The organism is Aurantimonas sp. (assembly GCF_964217435.1).
Lineage (GTDB): Bacteria > Pseudomonadota > Alphaproteobacteria > Rhizobiales > Rhizobiaceae > Aurantimonas > Aurantimonas coralicida.
In genome coordinates, this window is sequence record NZ_CAXPJM010000035.1 from 1 (window position 1) to 14,906 (window position 14,906).

Annotated in this window: 14 protein-coding genes; 13 read left to right on the forward strand and 1 reads right to left on the reverse strand. The window is 64.6% G+C overall.

Annotated elements, in window-relative coordinates; translation table 11 throughout:
• Positions 1–127: 127 nt before the first annotated feature.
• The 13 genes from ACEQX1_RS13670 to ACEQX1_RS13730 all read left to right on the forward strand — a co-directional run bounded on the left by ACEQX1_RS13670 (position 128) and on the right by ACEQX1_RS13730 (position 14,689).
• Positions 128–802: a head-tail adaptor protein gene (locus ACEQX1_RS13670; RefSeq protein WP_370193290.1), complete on the forward strand. Its 675-nt coding sequence runs from the start codon at positions 128–130 to the stop codon at positions 800–802.
• Complete coding sequence (locus ACEQX1_RS13675; RefSeq protein WP_370193291.1) at positions 802–1,488, forward strand: hypothetical protein; 687 nt, start codon at positions 802–804, stop codon at positions 1,486–1,488. Before ACEQX1_RS13670 ends, ACEQX1_RS13675 begins: the two co-directional genes overlap by 1 nt.
• Positions 1,478–1,888 carry a phage tail terminator-like protein gene (locus ACEQX1_RS13680; protein WP_370193292.1) on the forward strand — a complete coding sequence of 137 codons (411 nt, stop codon included), beginning with the start codon at positions 1,478–1,480 and terminating at the stop codon, positions 1,886–1,888. Before ACEQX1_RS13675 ends, ACEQX1_RS13680 begins: the two co-directional genes overlap by 11 nt.
• Before the next feature lie 98 nt (positions 1,889–1,986).
• Positions 1,987–2,916, forward strand: coding sequence for a phage tail tube protein (locus ACEQX1_RS13685; RefSeq protein WP_370193293.1), 930 nt, complete (start codon positions 1,987–1,989; stop codon positions 2,914–2,916).
• Positions 2,917–2,918: 2 nt separating this feature from the next.
• Positions 2,919–3,098 carry a hypothetical protein gene (locus tag ACEQX1_RS13690; RefSeq protein WP_370193294.1) on the forward strand — a complete coding sequence of 60 codons (180 nt, stop codon included), beginning with the start codon at positions 2,919–2,921 and terminating at the stop codon, positions 3,096–3,098.
• Positions 3,099–3,192: 94 nt separating this feature from the next.
• Entirely contained in the window at positions 3,193–3,663 is a 471-nt protein-coding gene (locus ACEQX1_RS13695; RefSeq protein ID WP_370193295.1) for a hypothetical protein, read from the forward strand.
• 110 nt (positions 3,664–3,773) lie between these two features.
• Complete coding sequence (locus ACEQX1_RS13700) at positions 3,774–3,962, forward strand: hypothetical protein (protein WP_370193296.1); 189 nt, start codon at positions 3,774–3,776, stop codon at positions 3,960–3,962.
• A gap of 40 nt (positions 3,963–4,002) precedes the next feature.
• A complete protein-coding gene (locus ACEQX1_RS13705; protein ID WP_370196934.1) occupies positions 4,003–7,905 on the forward strand; it encodes a phage tail length tape measure family protein in 3,903 nt (1,300 codons plus the stop codon).
• On the forward strand, positions 7,905–8,339 hold the full coding sequence (locus ACEQX1_RS13710) for a hypothetical protein (RefSeq protein WP_370194167.1): 435 nt from the start codon (positions 7,905–7,907) through the stop codon (positions 8,337–8,339). Before ACEQX1_RS13705 ends, ACEQX1_RS13710 begins: the two co-directional genes overlap by 1 nt.
• Positions 8,339–8,866, forward strand: coding sequence for a hypothetical protein (locus tag ACEQX1_RS13715; RefSeq protein ID WP_370194166.1), 528 nt, complete (start codon positions 8,339–8,341; stop codon positions 8,864–8,866). Before ACEQX1_RS13710 ends, ACEQX1_RS13715 begins: the two co-directional genes overlap by 1 nt.
• On the forward strand, positions 8,863–9,270 hold the full coding sequence (locus tag ACEQX1_RS13720; RefSeq protein WP_370194165.1) for a C40 family peptidase: 408 nt from the start codon (positions 8,863–8,865) through the stop codon (positions 9,268–9,270). Before ACEQX1_RS13715 ends, ACEQX1_RS13720 begins: the two co-directional genes overlap by 4 nt.
• Entirely contained in the window at positions 9,267–12,386 is a 3,120-nt protein-coding gene (locus ACEQX1_RS13725) for a host specificity factor TipJ family phage tail protein (protein WP_370194164.1), read from the forward strand. The genes ACEQX1_RS13720 and ACEQX1_RS13725 overlap by 4 nt, the downstream gene beginning before the upstream one ends.
• A gap of 62 nt (positions 12,387–12,448) precedes the next feature.
• On the forward strand, positions 12,449–14,689 hold the full coding sequence (locus ACEQX1_RS13730; protein ID WP_370194163.1) for a hypothetical protein: 2,241 nt from the start codon (positions 12,449–12,451) through the stop codon (positions 14,687–14,689).
• Here the strand turns inward: ACEQX1_RS13730 and ACEQX1_RS13735 are convergent, their stop codons facing one another.
• On the reverse strand, positions 14,690–14,893 hold the full coding sequence (locus tag ACEQX1_RS13735) for a hypothetical protein (RefSeq protein WP_370194162.1): 204 nt from the start codon (positions 14,891–14,893) through the stop codon (positions 14,690–14,692).
• Positions 14,894–14,906 lie beyond the last annotated feature (13 nt).

Consider the following 14,906-nt stretch of genomic DNA (forward strand, 5'->3'; position numbering starts at 1 on the left):
TTCTCGCCTGTGTTTGATGCCGTCGTCGCCTGACGATCTTGCCGCATTCCGCGGCATCATCAGCGGCCTCGCCATCAGCGCGGCAATATGGGCGGTCCTCGGGGCCGCCTTTTTCATGTGAGGGCAAATGGACGACCGTGCCGGCAGCCGCAACACTGAAGTCCTCGTCGAGCAGTCAGTCGATCAGACAATCGCCGGCGTGCCGACCGAGGTGTGGTCAACCGTCGGCACATTCTGGGCCGAGGTCTCGACGCGCCAGTCCGATCAGTGGACGCGGTTCGGCGTCGAGATGTCGAAGAAGGTGCAGTGGCTGACCTTCGACTGGATGGACGGCCAGGCGATCACCGAGTTCATGCGGCTGACGATCAGCGGCAAGGTGTTCGACATCCAGTCGATTGACCGGGACGAAGACCTGAAGCGCTTCGTGAAGATCGTCGCCGTCGAGAATGAGGCCGACCCTGTGCGGACGCGTGAAGAGTGGCGCCAGGAGATGCGGAAGGGCGAGATCATCACGATCCGCCGGAACGATTTCGACGCCGGCGTGCAGAACTGCAAGGCGCGGGCGATCGTGACCGGATACCAGCCGGACGAACTCGTTGGCGGCATCGATCAGGGCGCGCGAAAGGTCATCATCTTCGCGGACGACGTGACCTTCGCGACCCCTCTCGCTGAAGGCGACCAGATACTGCTCCGCGATGGGCAGCCCGGCGCGAAGACGCTGACGATCGAGGATGCCGACGACTCCACCCATCGGATCGCGGGCGACCTGATCGTCTACGAGGTCACGGCGAGGGGCGCCTGATGGCCCGCGCTGCCGTTTCCCGGCTCGACCCATTCGCCCGCGAGTTCACGGCGATGATCGACGATCTCGCTTCGCCAGAGGCCCGCACCAAGCGGCTCGCCGATGTGGCACGGGACGAGATCGCCGTAGCGGACGCGATCAACCGCAGGGCCGTCGGAAGCGATGTTCCGCGCAAGGTGTTCGTCGACGGGCGCGAAGGTGCGCCACTTATGTCGGTGAAACCCGGCGGCATGGTCTTCGCCGAGTGGGAGTTCGTCGGGCAGGCGATCGGGTTCATCTGGGGCTCGCTCATGGCGGCATCGCCGACGCGCAGCGGCCGCTACCGGGCATCGCATTTGCTGATCATCGACGGCATTGAGCACAACGATCCTGCCAGCGTTCCGGAGACCTTCGAAGAGGCGGTCTTCATCAACTCGCAGCCCTATGCGCGAAAGATCGAACGCGGACTGTCTCGTCAGGCGCCGGACGGCGTTTTCCAGACGGTCGCCGCTGTTTCCAACAGGCGTTTCGGAAACCTGGCAAAGGTGAAGTTCACCTATCGGCCGCTGACCGGGCAGACAGCGCTCGATAGCTGGGCGCAGGGGACCAGCCTGTTCAAGGTCGGACGCCGGACGATGAGCAACGCTGAGCGAGAAGAGTGGCTCCGGCGCCAGCCGGCAATCGTGGTGACACCCTATGGCGCATAAAGACGTCGACACGGCTGTTCGGTCGCGCCTCGCCGCCGGCTTCAGCGGCTGCCCGGTCTACGATGAGGGGCAGACCGGAGCCCCAAGCGACGCATCGGCGTTCCTCGTCGTGCAATATCCGTTTTCGACGAGTGCGCAGATCACTGCCGGCGATCCGGAAAACAACGTCTATCGGGAGACCGGCGGCATCCGCTTCGTCCTCAGCGTGCCACGACAGCGGCAAGCGATCGAGCAGGGACGGCAGTGGGCGGCGGAGATCGCCACCCTGTTCCGTGGCAAGCGCTTCGACGGCGTTCGAACTTACGCCCCGACATCACCCGTGACGGACGATGGGAACGACGCGGGCTCTTACTACAAGCTCGCGTGGGTCGTCCCCTACGACTTCGACATCAACGGCTGAGGCCGACATCATCCCGGCTCCGCCGGAGACCGCCCGCGAAGGGCAAGTTCAACCCGCCCTCTGAGGCGGGTTTTCTTTGAGCCAAGGAGCCTACGACAATGGCCGGAATTTCCGCGAGCAAGACCCGTCTGGCATATGTGCCGGAAACCGCCTGGGGCGTTGTCCCCGCCACGCCGCCTTTCGAGAAGATCCGCTTCACCGGCGAGAGCCTCGCCGCGGATAAGCAGACGGTGGTCTCGAACGAGATCCGTGAGGATCGCAACGTCTCCGATCTGATCCAGGTCGGCCGGTCCGGCGCCGGCAATATCGACGCCGAGTTTTCCTACGGCACATTCGACGACTGGTTTTCGATGATGCTGTGCTCCGAGTGGGGCACCGATGTGCTCAAGAACGGCGTCCTCGAAAAGAGCATGCTGCTCGAAAAGACGTTCATGAAGAGCGACGGCTCGCCGATCATGCACCGCTACGGCGGCACGTCGATTAACACGATGAGCCTCGGCATCACGGCGCAGCAGTTGGTGACGCTCGGCTTCGGCGTGATGAGCAAGGGTGTTGCGCAGGACATCGTGCCCGTCACCGGGGCGACCTATGCCGATGCCACGACCACGTCGGTCCTGTCGGCCTCGGCGGACTTCGGCAGCCTGGTGGTCACGGGTCTCGGAGCCTCACCGCTCATCCAGGGCCTGACGCTCGAAATGACGAACAACCTGCGCCAGCAGAACGTCGTCGGATCGATGGACTCGGCCGGGCAGGGCTACGGCCGGTTCGCGCTGACCGGGACGATGAACGTCTACTTCGAGGACGAGGCGATCTACGACGCCTTCCTTGACCACACGTCCGTCGACCTCGAATTCACGCTCGGGACCGAGGCCGGCTCTCGCTACAAGTTCGAGCTTCCGAACATCAAGCTGAGCGGCGGCAACCCGACTGCCGGGGGCAACGACCAGGACGTGATGATGAACATGAACTGGCAGGCGCTCTACGACGCCACGTCGGAGGCCACCATCACGATTACCCGGGCGGTCTGATCATGAAGACCGTCATCGTCACGAAGGGCTTCGACGAATACGAGGACGGCCAGATCGTCCACCGAAAGGTCGGCGACGAACTCACCGTCACGAACGACCGCTCGGACCAGCTTCGCACCGCCGGCCTTGCCCGGTCGAAGCCCAAGCCGAAGCCCGAAGATACCAGATCAGATCCCGACTAGCCGCCGCGCGGCTGAACAGCTTCTGCGCAGAAAGGCGGGCCGGGGAGCATCGGGACTCCGGCCCGCCACCCGATCCCGATAAGGAACCGAGACCATGAACGCATTGGACGAGATTTTCGGCACGAGCCCGGACGCTGAGAGCGGCGCCGGCGTTGTGCTGGACTATGGCCGCGCCGGCAAATTCACCATCCACCGCGCAGGCGGATCGAACCGCAAGTTCGAGAAGCGCCGCGAAGCGCTGATGAAGCCATACACCCGGCAGATCCAGACGAACACAATGGACGACGACGTCGCGAAGAAGCTGTTCGCCCAGCTTTACGCCGAGACCGTCGTCGTGGGCTGGAACGGCGTACCTGGTGACGACGGCGCCGATCGCGCCTTCACCGTCGAGAACGTCACCGAAGTTCTGATCCGCTATCCGGACCTGTTCGCCGACATCCGTGCCGCGGCGAACGACCGCTCGCTGTTCCTGGCCGACGCGCAGGAAGCTGCGGTGGGAAACTCGCCGAAAGCCTCCGCTGGAACATCCAGTGGGGCGAACAAGCCGAGTGGTTCGCCGAGTTAGCCGCAGCAGGCCGGCAGACGAAGGCTTGGCTGAACCGCACCGAGACGCTCCCGCATCTCGCGCCAACCCTTCAAGCCTTCTACGACCTGGCCGGATCCCGGCCTGTCGCCATGGGCTACGAGGGGCCCATCCCCCTCTCTGAAATCCTCGCCTACTGCCAGATGTTCGGGATCGATGATCCTGACGACCGGGCAGACTTCCTTCGCACCATCCGCGCCATGGATGCCGTCTACCTCGAAGAGAGGCAGAAGGCCCGGGATCGGTCGAGCGAGAAAGACGAGAAGCCGGCGCCGCGATAATGGCGCCGGCCATTCTATCCGATAGTTCCGGAGCCCGCCCGTGGTCGATCGCGTCGTCAAGACAGTCGAGATTCGCGAGCAGGGCGCGCAGCGCGTCTTTGATCGCCTGCAGAACCTCACGCAAGGCGCGCAGAAGGCCAGCGTGGCCGCCAACGATGCCGGAACCGCGATCGAGACCAGTGGACGCAAGGCCGAGGCCGCTGCGCGCAAGTATGCCGCCTATGCGGAGCGCACGAATGCCAGCGGCCGGGCCATCCGCGAATATGCGCGAGACCTGAACGCGATCCAGGCAGGTCTCAACACCGGCGCGATATCGGCCGAGTCCTTCGCGACGGAACTGCGCCGCATTCAGCAGAACCTTCAGAACACGAAGATCACGAGCCTCGTAGACCAGTCCGCGGTCAACCAGATGCTCGGCGTGAAGACGGGGATGGATTCCGTCAGCAACTCGGCCCGCGAATCCGCTCGCGCCTTTGAAGAGGCTGAGCGCGCGGCCGCCGATTACGCCGCGCAGATGAACTCCTTCCGGTCCGCCCGGTTCGGCCAGGTGTTCAACGAGAGCCTCGGCATCGGCCTGAAGGCGTCCGACGCCGGTGCGACTGTGTCTGTGCTCATGGAGATCGAGCGCGCGCATCAGGAAATCGAGATCGCCGCCGAGCGTGCCGCTTTGGCGCAGCGCGAGCTTATCGAAGGCGCTCGCGCCGACCAGGCCGCTCGCACCTCGCAGATCACCTACAACGAGATGCTCGGGGTCCGCGCCGGCCCGCGCAACTCCGCCCGCGATTCCGGCCTGTTCTTCAAAGAGCAGATGGATGCCGCGGACGAACTCACCGCCCGGGTCGAGCGGATCAAAGCCGAGATCGACCCGATGACGGCCGCGCAGAACCGCTACAATGCGGAGGTCGCGGAATACGTCCGGCTGAACCAGATGCGGCTCCTGTCCGACGACGAGTTGGCGATGGGCATGCAGACCGCCCAGCAGCGGTTGTTCCTGACGAGCCGCTCGCTCGGCAGCATGAAGGACAACACGAAGCTCAGCGCGCTCGAGATGCAGAACCTGGGCTATCAGGTGAACGACGTCGCGACGATGCTGCTGATGGGCGCATCGCCATTCCAGGTCATGGCGTCGCAGGGTGGTCAGGTCTACCAGATCCTCGCAGGTACGCAGGGCGGCGTGACCGGCGCCGTCAAGGGCCTCGCCGCGCAGACGACGGCTCTTGCTGGTGCGATCGGGCCGGTCGGCCTGGGTTTCGTTGCCTTGGCTGCCGCTGCCGGTGCGTTCGCCTACGCCTTCAGCCGTGATGTGGAACCGATCGAAGACGCGCTTGCCCGACAGGATGAGCGCATCCGCGGGCTGAAAGATGCTTATGGCGTGGCGGCGCAAGCATCCGAGGATTATGGCCGTCGCTCGATCGCTTCTGTGGAACTTGCTGCCAACCTCACGGTGCAGAAGGACATCGAGCGGCTCCGCGACGAGGCCGACAGCTTGATCACCGGCACGTTCGCAGGCCGCGAAAACACCTATCGCCGGGTCCAGCCATCGTTCGAAGCTTTGCGAGACGCCTTCAACGATCTAGCAATTTCCGCGAAGAATGGTGTTCCGGACTTTGCGACGTTCGAGGATGAGCTCGCGCGGATCGCGGAGACCGGCGCCACCGACGAGGTCAAGGAACTCGCCAAGGAGGTCTTCGGCGCCGTTCCCGGGTTCGTCGAACTGCAGGAAGGCATCGAGGGCGCTCGCCACGCAATGGACGATGCGGCCCGCTCGGCAGCCAATCTCCGAGCGAACTTCGCCGACAGCATAGAAGGGCTGGGCAAGTTCGCGCGCGACAGCCGGACGGAAGTCCAGCAGATCAACGATCTCTTCGAGGAGGCGCTGGAATCTGCCCGGTCTCTGTCGGCCTATGAAGGCGCGCGCCGGGCCAGGGACGCAGCTATCGCGCCGATCATTTCCGGCGCTCAGGATGCGTTGCGGGAAGCGCGCGCCGACCGTGCGGCTGTAGGCTTGTCCGCAGAGGCAGAAGCCATCGCGGACGTCAACCGGAAGTACGACGAACTGGTGAAGAGCGTCGACGGGGCGACCGAGGCGGTCGAAGCATATAACGCTGCGCGACAGGTCGAGATCGACCGTGTCTGGGCCGAGGCTGCGGCCAAAGCCGCGGAGAAGGCCAGGAAGGCTGCCGAAGACTGGCGGAAGGCGACTGCCGACCGAATTCAGGGCGCATACGACACCGTCGAGTCGCTCCAGCTTGAACTCACCACAATCGGGATGACCGAGCCGGCTGCCGCCTCGCTGCGGGCGGAGTATGAACTCGTGACCGCCGCGAAGCGCGCCGCTGCAGAGGCGGGCATGGTCGTGGACCCGCAGGAACTGGAATACTACCGGCAGGCGGCCCAGCGCGTCGGCGAATTCACGGCCGCGATCGAGGCAGCGCGCAAGGCACAGCAGAAGTTCGATCGCATCCGAGACCTGCGCAAGGATCTCAATTTCGAACGCGACCAGGTCTTCCGGAGCGACCGCGAGCAGCAGATCGCATCGCAGTTGCAGGGAACCGGGCTCGGCCTCGATTCCGTCGAGGCGGCCTACATCCGGCAGACGGAAGCCCTGAAGTCCTATCGCGACATGAACCGCGAAGCATGGACCGGCATCGGCTCGGATATCATCGAGAACGGCCTCAAGCCGATGGAAGCGATCGGCAACGCCTTCGACCGGATCAATGCGAAGCTGATCGACCAGATATTTACCGAGGCAGCCGACAGCGTGTTCGGCGCGGTCTTCGGCGGCGTGAACGGGAAGCTCTCAGCCCCCACGAGAGAGACCGTCGGGCTGACGCCGGCGACGGCGATGTGGGTGCGCTCGGCCGATGCTGGTGCCGCGGGCGCCATCGGCGCGGCGCTCGACCCGGCCAGTGCGCGCGTCGCGTCTGCGCATGCCCTGACGGCGAACGACAACAACAGCATGGCAGCCTATCGTGAGGCGATTGCCGCGATCGAAAGCCGGGGCAGCGGCGACTATGCCGCGATCGGCCCGACCCACCCGAAGTATGGCCGCGCGCTCGGCCGCTACCAGGTGATGGAATCGAACGTCGGCCCGTGGTCGAAGGCGGCGCTGGGCAAGGAGATTTCACCTTCCGCATTCCTCGCCAATTCCGGCTATCAGGATGCGATCTTCGATCACCGGTTCGGCGGATACGTCGAGAAGTATGGCCGCGGCGGTGCGGCGCAGGCGTGGTTCGGCGGCGAGGGCAGCATCGGCAAGTTCGGCCGCAAGGATTCGCTCGGCACCAGTGTCGGCCAGTATGCGGAGCGGTTCGAGGCTGAACTGGCGAAGCTCCCGGATGTCGGCGCCGATGTCGCCAAGACAGGCGCGTCGTTCGCCGGCGGCCTCGCACAGACGACAGGCGCCATCAACGCCGGCATCGGCCAGATCGCAGACCAGTTCGTTCCGGGCTTCGGCGGCGTCCTGCAGCAGCTTCTCGACGGGATGTCGAAGGAGAGCGGCGGTGGTGGCATCGGCGGCTTCCTGAGCAGCGTCTTCGGGGGAGGCTTCGGTTCCGGCACCATGTCGGCAGGCGCATCGGCAGCGATCCGCGGTGGCGCCGTCGGTCTATTCGCTAACGGCGGCATCAGCGACCGGCCTGCGATCTTCGGTGAAGGCCCGTTGCCAGAGGCCGCTGTTCCGCTGCCGGATGGTCGCCGCATTCCAGTCGCGCTGCGCATGCCGGCCATGCCGTCGGCGCCGGCCAGTGCCGCGCCGCTCTACCAGACGTTCGTCAACGCGCCGCCGGTGAAGGAGACGCGGGAAGAGACGGACAGCCGTGGCGGCCGTCGGCAGACGATCGTGTTCGACGAGGCGGTGGCAGGGACGCTTGGCCGGCCCGGGTCAAAGTCGGCCCGCGCCATCAGCGGTGAGTTTGGCGTCAAGAAACGGATCATCCGATAATGGCGATCCCGGTCTGGCCTTTCACGAACAGCGTCGCGCAGCGGTTCCAGCGCGACGGCTACAGCCGCGGCGCCGGAGACGGTCGCCAGTTCTCGCCGATGGGGCAGGGGCCCGCGAAGGCCCGGCGCCGTTACTCCGCCGTCGTCCGGCCGATCTCCGGCAGCTTCATCTTTTCCACGAATGAACTCGCCCGGTTCGAGCGGTTCTGGGACGAGGACACGGATGGCGGCGTCTTGCCGTTCCTGATCATCGACGCGGTGAACCACGATCAGCCGCTCCTTACCGATGAGGGCGACGTGCTGACGACCGAAGCCGGGATCCCGCTGCTGATCTCCGCCTGGTGGATCGTGATGTTCGGCCAGGACGCATGGTCGGCCGACGCCATCGGCGGTGACACCTACCGAGTTTCCATGCAGTTGAGCGTGATGCCCTGATGCGCGTTGAATTCCGCAAAGCGATCCAGGATCGGCAGACCGGAGAGAACCCGGTCGTGCTGGTTACGATCACCCACGAGAGCCTCGACGAGCCGCTGCGGCTCTCGACCGACCCGACGTTGCGTCTGTCCACGGATCCTTTGACCTATGGCACGCGGTCGCGCCTTATCGGCTCGACCACAGGCACGCTCGCCACGGCGGCCGAGTTCATGTTCGCCCTGATGTCGGCGACGCTGCCGGAGAACCGCGAGCAAGGCGTCACGGCAACCGACATCACGTTCGAGAATGTCGACGCCGGCATGATCGATGTCGTGCGCGAACTGAAGACGCCGGCCCGGGTGGACTTCGCGGTCGTGCTCGCCTCGACGCCGGATTACGTCGACTTCGAATGGACGGACCTGCGGACGATCTCTGCCGATTACGACGAGGCGTCGATCACTGTTTCAGTCTCGCGCGAGGACGTGATGGGCGTGGCTTGTCCGTTCGGACACCAGACGAAGAGCCGGTTTCCCGGTCTCCATCGATGACCTGGTCGAACGCCTATATCGGCCTGCCGTTCATCGAGAAGGGGCGGGCGCTGGACGGGTGCGACTGCTGGGGGCTTGTGACCACTGTCTTCGCCGCCGAGCGCGGCATCACGCTTCCCTCCTACACCGAGGACTATGCCAGTATCGCGGAGCGCCAGGAGATTGCCGCGGCATTTCAGGCTGCCGAGGCCGAGCCGTGGCGTCCGGTCGCGCTGGGCAGCGAGCGCGCCTTCGACGTCGGGCTGTTCCGCCGCGGGCCCATCGCCGCGCATGTCGGGATCGTCGTGGCGCCGGGCCGGATGCTGCATGCCGAGGAAGGCCATGACAGCCGGATCGAAGACTATCGAGGTGGCAAGTGGCGCACGCGGCTGATCGGCTTCTACCGGCACAGGGACCTGGCATGACCGCGATCGCTACCATTCCGAAGCCGGTCACCGTGCTGGCGCTGCCGTCGATCGACCCGACGCGCGGCCGGATCGAAATGATGGTCACCGAGGGCATGACCATTGCCGAAATGGTCTCGGCTGCGTTCCCGTCGCTCTCAGCTGGGCGGCTGAGCATGGTCCGTGTACTGATTGGCGATTGGACGATTGCCGCCAAGCACTGGCGCAGGGTGAAGCCGAAGCCGGGGATGTCGGTCGTCATCCGAATCGTGCCGCAGGGCAGCGCCATCAAGAACGTCCTGTCGGTCGTTGTGTCCGTCGCAGCCATCGCGCTGGGCCAGTTCTACGTCGGTCCGCTGCTGGCCGGCGCGCTCGGCTTCACTGCCGGCTCAATCGGCGCCACCGCGACGACAGCGCTCGCGACAGCCGCCTTCGCCTTCGCCGGCAACGCGCTGCTGAACGCGCTGATCCCGACGGCACGCAACGACGGGCGTTCGGAAAGCCCGACCTATTCGGTGGAAGGCTGGAAGAACGCGCGCAATCCGAACGGGCCAGTGCCGTTCATTCTCGGCCGTCACCGGGTTGCCCTGCCTCTGGCCGCGTCCTCGTTCACCGAGAGCATCGGCGACAACCGCTACATCACGACGATGACTGCGGCATACGGGCCGCTGCAGATCGAAGACATTCGGATCGGCGACACGCCGATTGCGGAGTTCGAGGCCGGCGTCGTCGATGTGCAGGTCCGCAATGGCTACGCCAGTGACGCGCCGATCTCGATCTACCCGCAGCAGGTGGTGGAGGATCAGGTCGGTGTCGAACTGGAGACGAGCAAAGAGGGCGAGCAGCCAGTCACCCGCGTCTCTGCCGCGGACGCTGCTGAACTGTCGATCGATCTCGGTTTTCCCGGCGGTCTATACGATACGAACGACGAGGGGGACACCGAAAGCCACAGCATGATCCTGCGGATCGAGCACAGGATCGTGAGCGGCACCACGTGGTTGGTCGTCAGCGAGCAGGAGGTCCGCGCCAAGACACGCAAGCCGTTCACCCGGACCTTCCGATGGACGCCTCCCACTCGGGCCCGCTACGAGGTCCGGCTCACCCGGGTTGACGATGGGGACTCGTCGGAAAATGCATCCGAACTGACGCAGTGGATTTGCCTCCGAGCGCATCGCCCGGAATATCCGCTGAACTTCGACAAGCCTCTTGCGATCGTTGCCGCCAAGGTCAAGGCGACGAAGCTTACCAACGGCACGCTCGACGAACTGAATTTCATTGGCACCTGCATCTGCCTCGATTGGGATGCGGGAAGCGGAACGTGGATCACGCGGTCGACGCGGAATCCAGCATCGCTCTACCGCTACGTCCTGCAGGGACCGTTCAATGCTCGTCCAAAGACTGACGCGCAGATCGATCTCGTGCAGCTTCAGGACTGGCACGCATGGTGCGCTGCCAAGGGCCTCACCTACGACCGTGTCCACGACTATGACGCGACGTTCGAGGAAGTCCTCATGGACGTCTGTAGGGCAGGGCGTGCAACACCATCGAACGATGGCACCAAGTGGGGTGTCGTAATCGATCGGCCGCAGACGACCGTGGTCACGCATATCGGGCCGCGCAATTCCTGGAACTTCAAGGGCCGTATCACGCCGACCACGCTGCCAGATGCCTGGCGGATCCCGTTCTCAGACGAAACCTACCAGTATGAGAACGCTGAGCGCGTGGTGCCGCGGCCTGGCTTCGTCGGCGATCCGGTGAATACCGAGGAGCTTCCGATGATCGGCGTCACGAATCCGGACATTGTCTGGAAGGAGGGCAGGCGCCGGTTCTACGAACTCGACCTGCGTTATGAGGAATGGTCGGTTCAACAGGATGTCGAAAGCCTCGTTGCTGTGCGGGGCTCCCTCGTTGTGCTTTCGCAGTTTCGGAACCAGACGGCTGGTCTGGTTAAGGCCGTGCGCGGCAACACCATTGTCCTGGACGAGCAGATGACAATGGAAGCCGGCGAGAGCTACGCCTGCCGGTTTCGGTTGACCGACGGATCGAGCGTCCTGCGCAGCGTCGCGACACGGCCGGGCACGTCCCGCCTGGTGCGCGTCACAGGGGACGGCGACCTGCCGGAAGTGGGGAACATGGCCTTCTTCGGGAAGCTCGGCAACGAAACGACGGAAGCGATCGTGAAGGACGTCGAGAACGGCGAAGACCTGTCGGCGCTTCTGACGCTCATTCCGCACGCTCCGGAGATTGATGCCCTCGTTGATGCGGACGTCCCGCCGGCATGGGATGGCCGCGTTGGGTCGGACGTCGTGATCGACATCGCGGCACCGGGCGTGCCTGTGATCGTTGACGTGCTTTCTGGTGAGGCGGCCCGCGAGAGCGGCGACGTCGGCTATCCGCCGATTCGCGTCCTTCTGACGGCAACCGGTACGACTCGCGTCACGAGTTACGAGGCCAGGCACCGGTTGCAGGGGGCCGGCACGTGGTCCGGACCGCTGTCCGCGTTCGCCATTTCGTCCAAGATCACGATAACCGGCTACGACAAGGACGACGTCGTCGAAATTCAGGCGCGGTCGGTCGGGCAGACCGGCCTGACGAGTGACTGGAGCTCGACTACCACTGAAACGGTCGGAGTCGACGACCCGCCACCACTGGCCCTTGCCACCGGGCTCTCGACGTCCGTCAGTGGGTTCGATGTGACCGTGCAGTGGACAAACCCGAATGATCCGAGAATCGCGGCAGCACGCGCGTTCCGAACCGCGGCCGGTGTTGCGTTTTCCACCAGCACACCTGCCAGCGACTTTCTGTATTATGGGCCGAACGTGGTCGCCGCGATCGATAACGCGGTGCCAACGATCGCCGGCAATGGTGACATTCAGAGTGGTCAGCAGATCGTCTACAACGTCCCCACGGCCTCTCTGTCTGTCGGCATGCGCGTGTTCGGCACCGGCATTCCGGCGGGAACGACGATTCAGGCAATTTACAATGCGACTTCGTTGAACCTGTCGCTGGCGGCTACAGCCACTGCATCGGGGGCGTCCCTTACGTTCAGCGCGCCCTCCTACGACTATTGGGTCGTCGTCTACGACGGCAACGGCCGGGCGTCTGATCCCGCCGGTCCTGTCACTGCGACCATCTAACCCGCGAATTACACAGCCTGATCAATGCCCGCTTTGCGGGCTTTTTGCATTGGAGAGACCGAATGTCCGGATCGAGCAGCACCAGCCTTCCATCAGCCTCCATGCCGGTCGAACTGCTCGGTCATGCTTTCGAGGGATCGCAGAAGGTCCTCCGCCGCTTCTCGATCGACGACGTGGCGGTTGTCCTTGGATCAGGCGGCGGAGGCGGTTCCGGGACGAATTCCGAGGTGCTGGAAGCGCTCGATACGCTGGGTCGGCAGAGTGTCGCGCGCCAGGCGCAGCGCCCCGGCGATTCTCCCTATCTCTTCACCCGAGATACAGCCGGCGGCGACGCCATCAACAATGCTCCTCTCGCACCGAGCGAAGTGGGATTCGACGACGACGGCGATATCGTTCGAGTGGCCGGCGCGGACCTCATCGCGACCCGCTACATGCTCAGTTTGGAGCCGGGCCGGAATTACCGCACGCGTTTCGTTTTCCGGCGCCGGGTCAACCCGGTGGATCCGAGTGGCGACACTGTCCAGATCGGCGTCTTCTGGTACGATCAGGCTCGCAACGCGCTGGCCGGCGCCAGTCAGTTCACGATCATCGAGAACGTGCCGAACGTCACGACCGGCAGCGGTCGGGTCACACGCGAAAAGGCTATCTCGCGAGATGGTGGCTCTGGTGTGCTGGTGCCGCCGGCGGGCGCCCGCTATGCGCGCCCATACATCCAGACGTTCGGCTCGACCCCGCAGACCGATTTCGAGGTCCTCGGCATCCAGGACGTCACCGATCTCAACCTCTATGCGCCCGACGTCTCTGTGTTCGACAGCCGGGTGACCGCGCTGGAGACGATCGATGCAGGCGACCGGCTCGACCTGCTGGAGAGCGAGGTCAGCACGCCACTGCGGCGCGGTTTCAACACTCGCTCCGATGCGATCGCGGCGACGATTGCGCCCTCGATCGATACTATCGAGACCTTCGGGTTCACATCAATCGGAGATGGTGGCGCCCGGAATTACAAGCGCGCGGCAAGCGAGCCTGTTTCGTCCGACAAGCTCCAGTCTGATGATGGCGCGTGGTGGGAGGTTTTCGACGACGGGCACTACCTGAAGGCGGAGGCCGACGCCAAGCTGGCAGCCGGCGTGCTGAACGGCACACAATCGCCCGTGTCGGAGAACTTCGGCGTGACCCCGGCCCAGAACAGGGACACGATTACCCTCTTGGGCACCGCCAAGACGCTATCCTACGGCGCGGCGATCAATTATCTTGCGGGCCACTTCAACCTGGTGGTCAACCGCACGGACAGCATCCAGAAGATCACCAACACCGAGGGTGAGTTCGTCCCGTTCGACCTGTGGCCGGGCCAGACCTGCGCCATCTTCAAGGCGAGCGGTGTGTGGCGGGTGAGCCGCCCGAACCGCTATCTGGCTCCCGCACCCGGCATCAAGATTTACGTCAACCACTCGACGGGCAGCAATGCCAACGATGGTTTGGTCACGGGACGCGCCAAGGCAACCATCCAGGCGGCCTACGAGGCCATCGCCTTTCACGTGGACTGCAACGGCTACGGACCCACCATCGAGGTCCTGACCCCGGACTTCACGGAAGCCGGCATCGCCATCACCTACCCGCTGACCGGCTACCACGTGTCGTACCTCGTGGGTGTCCAGAACAACCCCACGGCCCGTGTGTGGCATGTGCCGGCCAACCAAATCGGCCTTCAGGCTCGCGACTTCTGCGCCATCATCGTGGACGGCTTCACGCTGGTCGCTGATGGTACCGGAGCCACCGGCTTCCAGGCTGCCCAGCACGGCGTGGTGGATGAGTGGAACATCCGCTGGGGCACCTTCTCGGGCGGCTACCATATGTGGTCATACTCAGGCGGCTCCATCGGCGCCGTACCGGGAGCCTACCGGAGCATTGCTGGTGGTGCCAACGCCCACCTTTTCTCCACGGGCGGCGACTTCCGCTTCGAGGGCGTCACCACGCTGTTGGAGGCGGGCCTCAGTTTCACCGTGGGGTTCCTGTACGGGGTCGGCGGCGGTAGGACCTCTGTGTCGGGATGGACCTTCACGGGTGCCACCCCGGTCTCGGTCGGTTCCACCTACCAGTTCACCCTCGACGGCGCCCATTCGGTGGCGCTCAACGGCCAGCGCCTCCCCGGTGTGAACATTGCGGGCGGCGGTGGTCGCATCCGCTGCGGCGGCTACGCCACGGGCATCAAGAAAGACGGCGACGCCAATGTATATCGAATGTACAACGCCACTGGCGAGTACGTTCAATCTGACATCAGTTCGACGATTTTTGCATCGGGCTGATTACCAGCGCTGCACCTCGGCGAGGTATTCGTCGTACGCCTCTGCCTCTTCCCTCGTGAACTCATGGGGCCGCGTCTCCCAGCGCCCATCGATCCAGCGGGCGTCAATCCGCTCCCCGAGCCGCACCCAGCGCCAGTCCTCGGTTTTCGGCTCGTTTCGTAGAGCAAGGCGCAGGTAAGCCTGCCACGGGCTGATCATCTTCATTCGACCCTCCGTC